General features: G+C 66.8%; 10 protein-coding genes and 1 pseudogene. 3 read left to right on the top strand and 8 right to left on the bottom strand.

Features of this window, described 5'->3' with window-relative positions:
* Positions 1 to 3: 3 nt before the first annotated feature.
* The 7 genes and pseudogenes from DMB38_RS21380 to DMB38_RS21355 form a co-directional block, all read right to left on the bottom strand.
* Positions 4 to 2,727 carry an ATP-dependent RecD-like DNA helicase gene (locus DMB38_RS21380; RefSeq protein ID WP_125936546.1) on the bottom strand — a complete coding sequence of 908 codons (2,724 nt, stop codon included), beginning with the start codon at positions 2,725 to 2,727 and terminating at the stop codon, positions 4 to 6.
* An 81-nt stretch (positions 2,728 to 2,808) separates the two neighbouring features.
* A complete protein-coding gene (locus tag DMB38_RS21375) occupies positions 2,809 to 3,261 on the bottom strand; it encodes a hypothetical protein (RefSeq protein ID WP_125936545.1) in 453 nt (150 codons plus the stop codon).
* Positions 3,262 to 3,787: 526 nt separating this feature from the next.
* Positions 3,788 to 4,915 (bottom strand): three-Cys-motif partner protein TcmP, encoded by a 1,128-nt coding sequence (locus tag DMB38_RS21370; protein ID WP_125936544.1) that lies wholly within the window; start codon positions 4,913 to 4,915, stop codon positions 3,788 to 3,790.
* A 98-nt stretch (positions 4,916 to 5,013) separates the two neighbouring features.
* Positions 5,014 to 5,772, bottom strand: coding sequence for a phage Gp37/Gp68 family protein (locus tag DMB38_RS21365; protein ID WP_125936543.1), 759 nt, complete (start codon positions 5,770 to 5,772; stop codon positions 5,014 to 5,016).
* Between the two features lie 166 nt (positions 5,773 to 5,938).
* Positions 5,939 to 6,101, bottom strand: a pseudogene (locus DMB38_RS37690) (restriction endonuclease); the annotation flags it as partial.
* Between the two features lie 34 nt (positions 6,102 to 6,135).
* The gene (locus DMB38_RS21360; protein ID WP_125936542.1) at positions 6,136 to 6,693 is read right to left on the bottom strand and encodes a GNAT family N-acetyltransferase; all 558 of its coding nucleotides are present in this window, start codon (positions 6,691 to 6,693) and stop codon (positions 6,136 to 6,138) included.
* Positions 6,690 to 7,586 carry a hypothetical protein gene (locus DMB38_RS21355; protein ID WP_206337723.1) on the bottom strand — a complete coding sequence of 299 codons (897 nt, stop codon included), beginning with the start codon at positions 7,584 to 7,586 and terminating at the stop codon, positions 6,690 to 6,692. Before DMB38_RS21355 ends, DMB38_RS21360 begins: the two co-directional genes overlap by 4 nt.
* Before the next feature lie 1,179 nt (positions 7,587 to 8,765).
* On the opposite strand from DMB38_RS21355, the gene fxlA reads away from it, so the two are divergent.
* Complete coding sequence (gene fxlA, locus DMB38_RS21345; protein ID WP_125936541.1) at positions 8,766 to 8,924, top strand: FxLD family lanthipeptide; 159 nt, start codon at positions 8,766 to 8,768, stop codon at positions 8,922 to 8,924.
* Between the two features lie 405 nt (positions 8,925 to 9,329).
* Here fxlA and DMB38_RS37020 read toward each other — a convergent pair whose 3' ends face one another.
* Complete coding sequence (locus DMB38_RS37020; RefSeq protein ID WP_125936540.1) at positions 9,330 to 9,956, bottom strand: hypothetical protein; 627 nt, start codon at positions 9,954 to 9,956, stop codon at positions 9,330 to 9,332.
* A gap of 2,173 nt (positions 9,957 to 12,129) precedes the next feature.
* On the opposite strand from DMB38_RS37020, the gene DMB38_RS21330 reads away from it, so the two are divergent.
* Positions 12,130 to 13,404, top strand: coding sequence for a lanthionine synthetase C family protein (locus tag DMB38_RS21330; RefSeq protein WP_240662406.1), 1,275 nt, complete (start codon positions 12,130 to 12,132; stop codon positions 13,402 to 13,404).
* A 15-nt stretch (positions 13,405 to 13,419) separates the two neighbouring features.
* Positions 13,420 to 15,498 (top strand): methyltransferase, FxLD system, encoded by a 2,079-nt coding sequence (gene fxlM, locus DMB38_RS21325; RefSeq protein ID WP_125936539.1) that lies wholly within the window; start codon positions 13,420 to 13,422, stop codon positions 15,496 to 15,498.
* Positions 15,499 to 15,574 lie beyond the last annotated feature (76 nt).

Raw genomic sequence — 15,574 nt, 5'->3', positions numbered from 1 at the left:
TGATCAATGGGCTCGTCGAGTCCCAGCGACCGGAGTAAGGCCACGACGGCTAGACAGAAGGACGACGTCCTTCGGGTTGGTGCTCCGGCGTAGTCCCTTGAGAACGGCCTGCTGGGTCTCTGGCGTCCAGAAGATCCGAAGGCGGTCACGTGCCCGGGTGACGGCCGTGTAAAAAATGCTGTGTGTGATGTCATCTTCGTTGGCATCGGTGATTACGATCTTGACGGAATCGTACTCGAGGCCCTGCGCCTTGTGGATCGAAACCGCATAGGCCACCTGAAACGGAACGGTGGTGTTCAGCGAGTCATCATCCTCGTCGCTGATGTCATAGTCGTAGACGGAGAATCTCACAGTTGAGTCACCCATCCATTCGAGTTCCTCACCGTCAACGTCGAACTCGCTGACGGTTCGATCAAGTTCGACGTCGAACTGGATCCGACCAGGGAAGAGCTCGATATCGACAATTCGACCCTTCAGATTGTTGTAGATCAGCGGCTTGAATCGCTCAGTCTCGTTAAAGAGAACCGGATCGCCAACCTTGTACGTGGAGACGCGCCAAGTGGTCGCTGCGCCAGGGTTACTACTCTGAAGAAAGCGGTTAATGTTATTGATGCCGTAGAGACCATCGTAGTTCAGGCACAGGATGATCTCGTCCTCGCGCTGGGCTTCGAACAGTGTCTTGTCCAGCACGGTCGAGTATCCATTGCGAGCCATCACCTCCGCGATGTCATCGTCAGCGTTTCGGACCTTCTCCCAGAAGTCTAGGAGTGATTCGTTCTTGGTTCTGAAGGGTGTTGTCAGTTCGAACACCGAGGCGATCGGGATAAAGGATCGGATGATGCCAAACCAGTTTCCAAACTGGATCGACTCGATCTGGTAGACGTCGCCCACGAGCACGAGCAACTTGAAGGATGCCTTCTCCAGCACCTTGAGTAGGTCAGTGTTGCTGACCGTGCTGCACTCATCGATAACCAGAAGGTCGTACTCCTGATCCATGGCGCTTCTGTAGATCTGACTACTGATTGTCCGGAAAGTCGAATTCTGCGCATTAACCTTGCGCCTGAGGTTGTCGATCGCCGGGTTGGTGTGAGCGAGAAAGAGTTTCTCCTCTTCGTTGAAGTAGTTCGCGATGTGGTCCACCATCGTCGACTTCCCAGTGCCGGCTGCGCCATAGATCAACGCCACATGCGACTGGCTGAACAACCTCTTGAGCGCATCCTTCTTACCCTCGTCGTCGATGGCACGAGGTGTCTCATCAAGCCAATGTTCGACAGCTTGGCTGTAGCCCTCGATTCCGGACGACGCATACTCCTGGAGCTTCTCGACGATGGCGACGGTACCGTCCTCGTACCCACAGATAAAGACGTGCCCTTTGTCCAGTACGAGCCGACGATCCTTATGCTTGTAGTACAGCTTGTTGTTGTAGGCAGAGATCAGTTCGTTGACGTCTCCGAACTCCACGAGATCGGCCTCTGGAGTGTAGAGGATTCCGTGACGGTCCACGTTGTTATTCACCCGTCGAGCTAGTAATTCGTGGCTTCGCCCGGTCACACCGAGGCTCTCAACGAGATCCCAATACCGCGGGTTGTGCCCCGGCAGTGACGTGCAGAGCGGCATAGTATCGAAGGGGATGCACCCATACTGCAATTTCATCCCGGAGAGGCGGCCGCAACCTTCCCAGGAATACTGCAGCTTCATAACCTGGTTGTACATCCGCAGTATCAGATAGCGGATGACATTGTGACCCGGGATAGCTGACCTCACGATGCGGCGCGCTTCATCCAACATGGGGAAGATCTGCGGCTTGCTGACGCTGGCCGTACCTGTCGCCTTCACCCTCGCGTACTCGTCGTCAGGCAGGTCAATCAAGTCGAGCAGGTTACTCGAAGTCGATGTAAGCCCCTGCATCAGGTAGCGGTACTCCCGAGAGTTAGTTCGAACGGTGGTATCGATACCCAGAAGACGAGCGAAATTCTTGAACTCGCACGGGCGAATGGAAACTTCCCACTCACGAATGATCGTGATCGGCATCGACTGGCCGAGCACTTCGATCGTGTCACTCTGGAGCGAAAGCATCGCCGCGTACGCGTCCGTTATATCGATGGCTGTGAAGGCGATGATGCGGTCAAACTTGCTCACCTTATTGACAGCTCGATAGAAGGTGACCTCGTAGTAGATGCGGCCTTCGACGAAGAACGGGCGCGTCTTGTGGATGTAGTACCGACCTCGCGCCCCGGTGTCCGGCGTAGGCGTCGGTGTCGGACGACGCACCTCGATCCTCGCGGCAATCTTCTCGTGGTACTCCCGCAGCGATGGATCGAGGTTGACGGGGAATGCCTCGAGGTTCGCCAACACCGCGATCCCACAACGGTCCTTGAGCATGCTGCGGATGCGGTGAAGGTACTCGTAGTACTTGAGCATCAACCGCTCGGAGGTGTCCCCATCCAAAGTGTAATGGGAGGCGCTCATTTGTATGAGTTTGTGGAACTTGGCCAGGAAGTTGAGCTTTGCATTGCCCTTGACGAATGCCAGTCCGGGCTCCACGGCCGCATAGTTGAACTGGGCGTCAGACCGACCGACGTGAAGACGCACCGAAACCCCCTCGACCAGATTGCGGAGCTGAGCGAGGACGTTCTGTGAGAGCAATGCCCGTTGGTCAGCGAGCAATGCGATATTTCTGCAAACTACCTCATCCACATTCTTAATCTGTTCGTCCACGGTGGTCACGAGCATTCTCCTTCCCAATCATCGGCAGACCCCTTCACCAAGCCTCCGGGGAGCCTTCGGAGCTGTCCTTACTTTCTGCCATTACTTTGCCGCCGACTTCCCGACCTCGGGGACGGTATCGTCTGCGTGCATTGACCACCGGTGGGCGATTTCGGCGGCGGCGACGTAGGTAAGCGTCCCGCCCGCCATCCGTGCCTGGGCGAGGTCGAACACGGCGGAGTCCCAGTCCCACGTGCCGGGCGGGATCGTGCCGCCCCCCGAGGAGCAAGTTCGCGACGGGGTGATGTCCAGCGTGCCCTCCGTGAGCCCGCGCACCGTGCCCTTCACGACGGTGCCGAACCGCATCGACTTGTCCTCCTCCCTGGCGGTGGGCACCCCGTCAAGGCAACGCTTGTCGTACCCCTGCTCAGTGATGTCCGGGTCGTCGCAGCCGGCGTACTTGCCAGTGGGCTTTGCCTCGCCGCTCAAGTCGGTGCCGTCGGAGCTGCAGGCAGTTGTTAACGGCAGGACGACTACTACCGCAACAGCAGCCATGGTGCAGACTCGCATGATCCCCCTGAGATGGTGCGTTAGTCGGGGGACCCTAGCGGCATGCGCCGCCGGGCAAGTATGGGCCGGACGGCCCCGGTGAGGGGCGCACGAGAGTGCATATGCGCAGTCACCAGACGTCGTGCTGGCGACCGCGACGCCAGGCGTTGAGGGCACGACGTCCTCGGCGCAGCAGGACGCCAACGTCCGAATCGGTGTCGCACTCGATCGGCTAGTGCGGAATGCCTTCGATGATCTCGTGCGCGATCTGACGCAGCGGCTCGCAGCTACTAGGCCGATTCTTCTGGATCATGTTGCTGAGCAGATGGAGATGGCGGCGAGGTAGATGGTGGCGGTCTTGTCGTAACGGGTGGCCAGGCCGCGCCATTACTTGAGTCAGTGATCACAGCGGAGCGCTGACCTGCGACGATGCACCGATACTGCCGGTGACCAGTGCAAACTACCTTCAGTAGTCGAGGCTGGCCACCGGCACTTTCGACCCTCATGTGCCCTGGATGTGTCCCTGGGCCTCTCACCAGAGAGCCCCCTGCTCAGCCGACGGGCCAGGAGGTGACGGTGGCGCTGTCGCGCACACCCGGGTCTTCTTGGTGATGAGACGCGCGTCCGTGATGACGGCACCCGACTCGCGTAGCTGTCGGACGGCGGTGATCACTTGAGCGGGCCGGTAGACGGTGTCCAGGAGGGTGTAGCGCTGAAGTTCCTGAACCGTTCGTCCGCTGGGTGCCTGGGATATGAAGTCGCGCAGGATCCGTCGTAGCGGGGCCGTGTCCGGTTCGAACACGAGGTCCAACATCTGCTGTTCGGAGTCCCTTGGGTCGCGGTAGCGGACACCGTATGAAGGGTCCACATTCCACATGGCGTCCTTCATCTTCTCCAGCCCCCGCTCATGCTGGGTGCCGAAGATCAGGTAGAGCTTCCTGCCGCCCTCGTCAACCATCTCGAAGTACAGCGTGTGCGTGAACCCGGCCTGGTGCAGCGTCGCTCGGTATTGCTCACGCAGGAACGTAAACTTGTTCGAGGAAGGCTGCCGGAAGACGGCTTGCCACTCCTGGCTGCCGAAGGCTTCGTCACCGAGTTGCCGGTGACCGTCGTGGCTCTCGGCGAACCGCGTAAGGAAGGCTGGTTCGAAGGTGACCATGACTTCGGTGCTTCGGTAGCGGCCAAGCTGATGCAAGATCGAGTACGGGACGTCTGGCCCACCGAAGCTGTCCAGGAGAACGAAGAGAGGCTTGCCCAGCCTGCCGGTGCTCCGCAGCCTCCGCAGGAGGGCTGGGTGGAAGTCTCCCTGCTCGATGTCGACCGTCAGACGTGCAGTGATGTCGTCCGCGTGCCTCGATTGCGCGAGGGCCATCTGGCGTTGCAGTTCTTCCACCCGTCGGCGGTCTTCCTCCATGAGGATCAAGCACATGCGCTTCGGGAAACGATGAAGAGCGTGGGCGAAGACCTCGTACGCGACGACGGGAGATCCGGGCTCGCCCCGCTTGTAGACGCCTGCCCCCGCGAACCCTTCGGCATATGTGATCACGTCGTTCCGGGACAGCAGAATCGGCGCCCACGCTTCCAAGTACCGCTTGAGTAAGTCGTGTTTGGCGGCTGTGTGCGGATCACGCTCCCACACAGCCTCCTTCGGCACGGCCATGATCGCCCCCCTGCTCAAGTACGGTCATACTGGAGAGAGGGTCACATACCGTTGCCGTACATCACCAGAGCGCGTACGGCTTCGTTGGAGATTGGCCGTTACCGCACTGCGGCCACGGGCAGCCGAGGCGGCATTTGGTCCCACGTCATCCCGGCAAGCTCGCGGCCTCCCGACTTGGGTGTGCGACCACCCCACTGCTTGAAGAAGAACGGCACGTCGGCCGCGCTGCAAGCATCACGGATCTCGACCAGCCATTCCTCTTGCACGGGGCGGTGCTGGGGGCCGGATTCTCCGCCGGCGATCACCCAGCCGATGCCCTCCAAACGGAGACCTGTCAGAGGGCCGAGCAGTGGTTCGCAGGACAAGAAGCGCACTGCCGCCGGCACCCGCCGCAGGTCATCAACACGATCCACATGATCCGCGTTCTCGACCGAGACACCCATCCACAGGTTGGGAGGCCAGTCAAGCTGATCCGCCAGGCGTCGGAGCCTACGGGCCCGCTTCGTCAGTAGTTGATAGGTGTGCTGCGGGGTATCGGCGATTACCTGGAAGACCTGCCGCACGTAGTCCAGGGGAACCCTGGCGTGGAACAAGTCGCTCATTGAGTTGACGAAGACCATGCGGGGAGTCTTCCAGTGACGTGGGACGGCCAGGGTGTCCGGATGGAGGGTGAGACCGAAGCCGGGACCCGATGTTCTGGGGTCACCGTCGGCTTGGTACTTCGGCACCCCCATCGCCTTGAGCCGTCGGGACAACGTCAAGGCGTAGCAGTTGTCGCACCCGGGGGTAACGCGATCACAGCCCGTGGTGGGATTCCAGGTCGCCTCAGTCCACTCGATGGTGCTGCGATCGCCCATGGGGTTCCCTCCCGTAGCAGTTGGGCAAGGTACGTCAGCGCTTGCCCACCCAGCGCTTCGACTGCGCTGCCTAACGAGCGGCGTACCGAACTGGCACGCGACCATGCCCATCTTTCAGGTCGAACGCACGTTCCGTGAAGGGGCTGTCTCGCATCGGCAGTAGCCGTCAGGCAGCCGTGGCACGGCGAGGCTCGCGGTGGAAGACCTGCCGGGCGTGCCAGTCGCGGTGAGCTGCGGCAACGGGGCACGCGCCGCGCTGCGGACCAACAGGCGGTCAACCAGCGGGGGCTACGACGTACTCGAGGGCTGTGCCCAATGAAGCCTTGGGAGAACCCAGGGCCGCCTGCGGCGACGATCCGCAAGTCACGCCCTGTGCAGAGGGGCGCGCATCATGGCGGCGAAAACCGGGGAGTCGGGGAAGGGTTGTTGCTCGCCGATCTTCTCGTAGCCCCACCGTTCGTACACGGCTTGGACCTTGCCGCCGCCGGCTTTCGGGTTGACCAGTAGCGTGACGCGCTGCTCGGTGCGGGGGGCGAGTAGGTGCTCGTGGAGTGCCTGCGCGGTGCCGGTGCCCCGCCAGGGCTTGCGGACGACGATCTCGTTGAGGGCGAGGGTGCGGTGGCCGTCCTCGGTGGTGTAGCCGTCGGGCAGCGGGGTGGTCATAGCCTTCCACCACCGGGTGTTCGGGGCGAGGGGGACGCAGTATGCGAAGCCGAACGGGATGTCGTCTTCGTAGCCGATAGCCGCCTCCCAGCCGAGGGCTGTTGAGTGGCCCGAGAGGCGTTCATTGAAGCGTTCACGGGAGTAGAACGGTCCGGTCAGGCCGAGGTCGCCGGCCCGGACTTCGACGTGGATGTCGCAGATCGTCTGGCGTACGTCCTCGATGCGGCTCTGGTCGTAGCGCTGGAATTCGACGGTCACGGGCGTGTGCTCTTTTCTGTTCGGGCGGCTTGGGCTTCGAGCCAGTGGCGGGTCTCGGCGGCGCGGGGTGCCACCCTGGTCAGCCGCTGACCGAAGGCATCCAGCAGGCCGGAGATGCGGCCGTGCCGGGCCCCTGCCGGCACCTTCAGAGCCGTGATGACCGCGGGTTCCAGGTCGTCCTGCCCGAGTTGGGCGTGCGCGAGGTGCGCGAGTGCGAGGGCTCGGTTTCGCTGGAAGCCGGACCGCAGCAGGGTGAGGTGGCGGTGGGCGTGCGCCTCGGCTTCCGCCCAGCGGCCCAGGGTCAGATGGGTGGTCAGGGCCAGCAGTTCCAGTTCGGCCTGGTCGTAGAACGCCATCCACGGTGGTCGGTGGGCGTCGGGGTCAGCGCGGTCCAGGGCGTGCTGTGCGCGGTCCAGTGAGCGGCGGGCGGCGGGGCTGTTGCCGTCGTCGGCACGGTGGACGGCGGTGCGGGCGTGGGCGAGGGAGGCGTACAGCGGGTCGCGACGGGTGATGGGGGTGCTGCGGGCGGCGTCGTCCGCGGCGAGGGCGTCCGTGCTGCGGCCGAGCTGGCGGTACAGCGCTCCGGCGTGGCCCCAGACGCGGAACTGCACCGCCGGATCGGCGGACAGCCCGGCGAGGGTCACGGCCTTGTTCAGGTGCTGCGTGGCCTCGTCCAGGCGCCGGCCGTCGATGGCGGCCCACATGGCGGATGAGGTGAAGGCAGCGGCCAGGGAGTAGAGCTCGCCGCGTATCCGCTGGCTGGCGGTGCTGTTCTGCTGCAGGTCCAGGGTCTGGGCGGCCAGGCGGACGGCCCGAGCCTCCACGGCCTGGGTGCCTCCATGACGGTTGTCCGAGGCCACGAGATCGGCGAGCTTGGCGGTGAGACGGTCCACGTCCGAGCTTCCGATGCGGGGAATAGGACTGCTCGTGCTTGCCAAGGGCACAGCCGCTGTGCCGGCGCTGGCGGTGATGAAGGTGCGTCGCCGCACAGGATCCTCCGGTGGTGCTGGGTGGGTGCCTTTCCCTCGCCGGACGAATCCCAGGTCCTCGGCTGACTTCCCTGTCACTGTTTCCAGTGCGACGCGCTGCTTCGCCTGAGGCCAGGCGACTTCGCCGCTCAGCCAGCGGCGCACGCTGCGGTCGGTCAGCATTCCCCGACGGCCTGACATCTGCCCGATGGCGTCATTGACCTCCTCGGCGAACTCGGTCTCGGTCATGCCGGTTTCGGCGAGGTGAGTGGCTAAGGCCGTGTTCAGGGCCATGTCTTCACGCTAGGACTCGGCAGCAGGCGGCAGTGGTAGAGAGAGTGTCAAATCGTCCTGTGCTGCGCGCGCTGCCGCGGGGCACTTCGGCCTGTTCATGACCGTCTCCGCCCAGTTGTCTAGGTGTAGCCAGGCCCTCACGCACAGGAGCGGAAGCAGAAGTATCGCCCACAGGCGACGTCATCAGCTCAGCCCGTGCGTGACGGGCGCTGGCACACCTCGTACCAAGCCGCAGAGGCGGAGACGACAATTAGCGCCAGAGATCTGGGGATGGGCCATCGATCGCACCCATGGCTGGGCCGCCGAGTAGTCGACACCGAACACGGCGACCGGGTGGGCGTACTCCGGGCCGTCGCGCCCGACGTGGACGACATTCGCACGGAGCCCGTTCTCGCGGTGCCGAGCACGCCGCCGGTGGCGTGGTTGGCTCCTGAGCGCGGCGGTGGCTGCGAGTGGACCACGAGTCTCACGGCGATCCAGGAGGCGGCCCGGTGACACCGCCACGGCATGCGCGTCCTGCTGAGCCCATCCGATTAAGCGTGTGGCGTCCCGTTGCCCTCCTCGCCCTTCTGGGCACCGCGGTCCCGGCGGCGTTCATCTCGCAGGCCCGCGGCGAACCGGCGGCGGTTTCAACTCCGGATGTCAAGGCGGAAGGGCAAGGGGACGGGCGTCGTGTGTAGGCACACGCTGACCTCCCCACACGATCCGGCCGCGCAGACGCAGCTCCCAGTCTCCCGGTCCTGGCGCCGCTCGACGTCGCGACCAGGTCGCATCACCAGTGAGAAGCACCATCGACCAGTTGGAGGAACCATGCTTACGACCGACGAGCTGACCCAGGCCACCGCACCCGTGGCCGACGGCATCGACCTGGACCTGAACGTCAGCATCGTCACCACCGGCCCGGTTGCCGCGGCCCTGCTGTCGTCCACGGACGACGGTTGCGACACCGTCCGCGGCGGCGACTGCTGAAGCAGTTGACCCGGCTCTGACGCCCCCGGGGTGTCTGCGGCGAGGAAGTCTCGGCGCGGGCCCCCGGAGGCCATGCCCGAAAGCCCAGGTCGCGGCGTGGAGAGGCAGCAGAAGGTGGCAGCGATCGAGCACACGCGGTACTACCGACCGCAGACGGCGGCGATGTGGCGGGCGAGCACCTACGGATCGGACAAGCACCTGCCGCCCTGGCCAGGTGAGGCAGCCGACGCCGCTTCATGGCGGTCCTGGCTCGCGAATGTGTGGACGGTCGGCGCCCTCGGTGAAGCCGTCACGCTGGCCAGCCCTTCCCTGGCCGACCGGATCGACCAGACCCTGGCCGGGCAGGAACGCGCTGTCGCTGACCTGCGGCACATGGCCACTTCCCTGGCCCGGTACCTGATCCGCCTACGCGGCCGGGCCACCCCCTTCGGCACGTTCGCCGGCGTCGGCCCTCTCCGCTTCGGCGACCGGTTCCGCCTGTCGTGGAACGACGACCACCGGCCACGTACGAGGGTCGACGCCGTGTGGCTCGCCGACATCATCGCCCGGCTCGAAGCGTGCCCGTCCCTGCGCGAGCGGCTGCCTGTCGTCGTCAACAACCTCGCCGTCGAGCGCAGAGAGAAGCTGGTGGTGCCGTGGCAGCCCCACCTGGCCGCCGCCGTCCGCAGCGCGGGCGAGGACGTGGCGAAGGTGACCGTACGACGGGTTCCGGTCGTGCACACGATCTGCCAAGCAGCCGGCACCCCCGTCGCGGCTGGCACCCTGGCTGAGAAGACCGCCGCCGAGCACCCCGGCGCCTCCCGCGATGCGCTGATGAGCGTGGTGGGCCAGTTGATGGTCTCCGGCATACTCATCAGCAGCCTGCGTGCCCCGGGCACCTGCACAGACCCCCTCGGATGGTTGCTGAGCGCCCTGGACGAGGCGGGCGCCACCGCCGTGCCCGAGGTGCAGACGGTGCACGCGGAACTCCGAGTCCTCCACCATCAGATGAGCGGCCACGGCCAGGTCGGGGCCGGGGGTGGCACGCAGCACCGGTGCCTGGTCAAGGACCGGATGCGGGCTCTGTCGAGCGTCACCGACCAGCCCCTGGCCGTGGACCTCTCCTTGGACGCCGACCTCGTACTGCCCCGCTCGGTGGCCATGGAGGCCGCCGACGCGGCCAAGGCCCTGATCCGGCTCACACCGCAGCCGTCGGCAAGCACATCGTGGCGCGAATACCACCACGACTTCCTGGCCCGGTACGGACCCGGAACCCTCGTGCCGGTCACCGAGCTGACCGATTCCGCTGGCGGACTCGGCTACCCGCGCCATTTCACCGTCCCGTCCTCCAGACGGGAGTTCACACAGCGGGACGAAGTCCTGCTCTCCCTCGCCCACCAGGCCGCCCTTGATGGCGTGAGCGAGATCGTCTTGGAGGAGGCGGACCTGGAACGGATCGGCCCTGCCGCCGATAGCGCTTCGCCGGTGTCGGCGGCGGACCTTTCGGTGGACCTTCGCGCCCGATCCCAAGCTGCCCTCAGCGAGGGCGAGTTCTCCCTTGCCGTGAGTGGGTTCGGCCGCGCCGGAGCCACGACCGGCCGCTTCCTCGATCTGCTGGAGGACCGAGACCGGGGCGAGACCACCGCCTTGTATCCATCGACGGTGACCGGGGTGGCCGGGGCGATGGCGGCACAGCTCTCGTACCCGCCCCGGCAGGTGGGCAGCGAGAACGTCCTGCGCGTGATGCCTGTGCTACCGCACGTCATCTCGCTGGCCGAGCACGGCCGCGGAGACGGGCATCTACCGCTGACGGACCTGGCCGTCGCCGCGGACTCCACGCGCCTGTACGTCGTCTCCCGCTCGCAGCGGCGGGTTGTGGAGCCGATGCTGCCGCACGCCGGAGCCCGGCACACCATGCCGGATCTGGCAAGGCTGCTGTTCGAGATTCCACGTTCCACCCACCCGGCAGTCACCGCGTTCGACTGGGGCGCCGCCGCCTGTCTGCCCTACCTGCCGCGCGTGTGCTATGGCCGTAGCATCCTCGTCCCTGCCCAGTGGCGGATCGACCCATCCGACCTCCCCGGGCCAAAGGCCCCCACGCAGCACTGGGCGGCAGCCTGGCAGGCGTTCCGCGACCGCCGGCGTCTCCCCTCCACCGTCGCGGTCGCAGATGGCGACCGCCGTCTGCGACTAGACTTGGACCAGGCCATGGACCTGGCGGTGTTGCGCTCCCATCTTCACGCTGCCGACGGGCCGGTGACCGCGGCCGAAGCGCCCAACGGCACCGAACACGGATGGTGCGGTGGCCGGGCCCACGAAATCGTCATTCCGCTGGCTCCGACGGCTCCGCCTGCGGCGTCACCGTCCTTCCTCACCTCCGTCCCACCTCCGGTAGCCGACAGCCGGGCCGGGGAAGGAGCGCTGTTCGCGAAGCTGTACGGCCCGAGCGAGACGGCCGACGACATACTCACCCGGCACCTGTCCGCGCTCCTGACCCGCTGGACCGAGCCGCCGCGGTGGTGGTTCGTCCGCTACCGCCATCCCTGCCCTCACCTGCGGCTGCGGGTCCGTGACGCCGACACGGCGCGGGCCGCCGGTCACCTCGCAGCCTGGGCCGGCGAGTTACGGCAGGCGGGGCTGGCCGGGGAGATCGCCTTCGACACCTACCGACCCGAGACAGGCCGCTACGGTGCGGGGGCGTCCATGAACGCTGCCGAGCATCTGTTCGCCGCCGACTCCGCCGCCGTCCTCGCCCAGCTCGCCTTCCTGGCCGCACACCGGGAGATCCCGCCGCAGGCGCTGACCGCCGCGAGCATGGCCGACCTCGCCGCCGCCATCATGGGCGGCCGACAGGCAGGGCTGGGCTGGCTGCTCGACCACCCCAGTACGCCGACGGCGCCGGTCCCCAGGACCCTCAGACGCGCCGCCACATGCTCCGCCTCGCCCACGACGGGACGTTGGAGACCTTGCCGGGCGGCAGCGATCTCGCTGCGGCCTGGGCAGCCCGCACGCAGGCGGCTGCCGATTACACCGCCCGCCTCACCATCACCGGCAATCTCCCAGCTCCAGCGACGGTGCTCGGCTCGCTACTGCACCTGCATCACGTCCGCGCCCACGTCCCCGGGGGAACGTCCGAGGCGACGACCTACAAGCTGGCCCGGGCCGTCGCCTTGGCCGGCGACGCACGCCACACCGATCGACAACACCGGGGAGGGGGCCGGTAGCCGTGCGGGAGACCACGACAGCCACGGCCGCGGCCCTGCGCGCACACGCAGCCACCATCGCCGCCGAACTGGCGGACGCACTGGCCGTGCCGCCGGATGTGGACTACGGCGACGACGTACGGCCCGACAGCCCACGCTGGCGCGACCAGTCCTTGTCCAAAGGCGCCGCCGGCATCGCCGTTCTGCACGGCCTGCGCGTCCAGCACGGCCTCGACGGCACCGAGGCGATGCAGGCATGGCTCGCCCGCGCCACGCGCGACGGCCTGACCGCCGGGGCGGGAGCCGGTCTCTGGTTCGGCGCCCCCGCCGTCGGCTTCGCCCTGCACCTCGCCGCCCCCGGACGCTACCAAGGCGCTCTTGCCCGCCTGGACGCCGCCGTGGCCCAGCTCGTCCGCGCCCGCCTGACGGCCGCCGCCCAGCGGATGGACGCCGCCCGGCGGCCGTCGCAGTACGAGTTCGACCTCACCCGCGGCCTCGTGGGGCTGGGTGCCTACCTACTCAGGCGCGATCCCGGCGGCACCCTGCTCCGCGGGGTTCTCGACTATCTGGTCAGCCTGACCCAGCCCATCCCGGCGGACGACGCCGCCGGAAGCCGGGCACCAGGCTGGTGGACAGCCGACCTCCCGGCCGGGATGCGCGATTCCTCCTTCGACCACGGGCACGCGAACCTCGGCATGGCCCACGGCATCACCGCCGCACAGGCCCTGCTCGCCCTCGCGATGCGCAAGGGCATCACGGTCGACAGGCACGCCGACGCCATCGAGACCATCAGCCACCACTTGGACGTCTGGCGCCAGCCGTCGGCCGCCGGCCCCTGGTGGCCCGAGCGGATCAGCCTCGACGAACTGGAAGACGGCCGCCCGCACCGGAACGGACCCGCCCGCCCCTCTTGGTGCTATGGCACCCCTGGCATCGCCCGCGCCCAGCAACTCGCCGCCCTCGCACTTGGCGACACTGCCCGCCAGCACGCGGCCGAGGACGCCCTCGCCCGGTGCCTGGCCGACCCCGCCCAACTCGCCCGTATCACCGACCCCGCCCTCTGCCACGGATGGGCAGGAATCCTCGCCACGGCCTGGCACGCCGCAGCCGACGCCACCACCCCCGGCATCGCCCGCGGCCTGGACCGGCTGCTGGTCCGCCTTCTCGACCACGCCTACGACACCGCCCCCGACCAAGCACTCGGCCTCATCGAGGGCAGCGCGGGCATCGCCCTGACCCTGCACAGCATCGCCACCGACACCCTCGGCGGCTGGCCCACCTGCCTGTTGATCAACTAGACCGAGGAAGTTTCCGTGATCACACGCGACGAACCCACCCCTGCCTGGCGCCAGGTCAACCTATCCAGCGACACCTGGCAGGCCGCCGAACACCGGGCCGTCCACCATCACCTGCCGCTGCTGGCCCAAGCCGAGGACGACGGAGCGATCACCTCCTGGTGGTTCATCCGAAAGCGGGAAACCTGGCGCCTGCGCCTCCGGCCTTCCGCCAACCGCGACGAGGACACCACCACGCTCCTCATGCAGATGGCCGAAGCCTCCGGCCTGAACGCCCACGCCGACGTGGTGTACGAGCCGGAGACGTACCGCTTCGGCGGCAAGCGGGCCATGGAGATCGCCCACCGTCTCTTCCATGCCGACAGCCGCCACGTCCTCGCCCACCTTGCCCGCGCGTGCGGCGGGCCGGACCACCGGCACGAGATCGGCCTGCGGCTGGCCACCCGCATGATGCAGGCGGCCGGCCAGGACTTCTACGAGCAGGGCGACATCTGGACGGCCGTCGCCGAACACCGTGCCACCCACGCCATGGCGCCGTCCGCTTCGACCCAGGCCAGGGTTCAGATGCTCATCACCGCCGCCGACGACAGCCCTGGCAGCCCTCTTGCCCAGACTCCCGCCTGGCCCGCGGCCTATGAGAACGCCGCGAAAGCACTCGCCGACCTCGCCAGCCACGGGGGTCTGACCCGCGGCATCCGCGCCGTCCTCACCGACCATCTGCTGTTCGCCTTCAACCGCCTCGGCATCAGCGCGGAGCACCAGGCCGCTGTCGCCCGTGCCGCAAGCCGCACCGTCTTCCACCGCAAGCCCGGCAGCGGCACGGACCCGCGAACCTTCGATGTCGCTATTGCTCAGCCCACTACAGTCAGGCCAGTGACCATGGACACCGCCCCTGCACCGACCACTGATCCCCGCGCCCTGCGAGACGCCCTCGTGGCCAAGATCGACAGTCTCGGCACCTTTCGCACGGAGGCCGTCAAGAACGCCTTCCGCACCATCCCAAGGCATCTGTTCCTGCCCGAGGTGGACCTGGCCACGGCGTACGTGCCCAAGCAGGTGGTCACCAAGCGTGCGGCCGACGGCACCGCGGTCTCCTCCGCCTCCAGCCCGAACATCGTCGCCACCATGCTCGAACAGCTCGACGCCGCCCCCGGACAGCAGGTCCTGGAAATCGGTGCGGCCACCGGTATCAACGCCGCCCTGCTCGCCGAGCTCGTCGGCGAGAGCGGGCAGGTGGTCACCATCGAACTCGACGACGACCTCGCCGAAGGCGCCCGCACCCACCTGGCCGAAGCCAGCTATGAGCACGTCACAGTGCTGTGCCAGGACGGCGCTCTCGGCGCCCCGGACCACGCTCCGTTCGACCGGATCATCGTCACCGCCGGCGCCTGGGACATCCCGGCCGCCTGGTGGGCACAACTCGCGCCCGGCGGACGGATCGTCGTCCCCTTGCGCCTCCACGGCAGCGGCCTGACGCGGTCCATCGCCTTCACCCGCACCGAAGAGGACCGCATGGTCAGCACCAACGCGGCGGTGTGCGGGTTCGTCCCCCTGCGTGGCGCGGCCGAGATGGGCGAGATCCACGTCCGACTCGCCGACGATGCCATCCTCAAGATCGACGCCGACGATGAGGCGGACCAGGCCGCGCTGGCAGGTGTCCTCGGCTACCCCGCTCAGCAGCACTGGACTGGAATCCACGTACGCCACGATGAGCAGGCAGCTCATCTCGACCTCTGGCTCGCCACGGTCGATTCCGGCATGAGTTTCGGCAAGCTGTCCATCGGCCCCGCTGCTCGCGACCTCGGCCTGGCCGCCCCCGCACTCCGCTGGTCCGGTGCCGCCATGTATATCGACGGCACCTTCGCCTATCTCACTTCCCGCCCCGTCGACGACGACGCCGATGAACTGGGCACCATCACCTACGGTCCAGACTCCGACCAGCTCACCGAGCAGGTCGACGACCTTCTGCACCGCTGGAGCCAGGAGCGCCCGGCCCACCCCCTCATCATGGCCTACCCTGCCGCCACCGAGAACGACCAGCTCGGCGACGGCGCCCGCGTCACCCGGCCCGACACCCGACTGACCGTCGGTTGGTGAACGGGCCTCCCCCTCACACGGCAAGCAAGGCACTGAGCCTCTGAGCCGGCGGATCTACCGGACCACCGCGACGGCA

Origin of the sequence: Streptomyces sp. WAC 06738 (assembly GCF_003945505.1) — a bacterium.
Lineage (GTDB): Bacteria > Actinomycetota > Actinomycetes > Streptomycetales > Streptomycetaceae > Streptomyces.
This window is presented reverse-complemented; position numbering and strand designations above follow the sequence as displayed.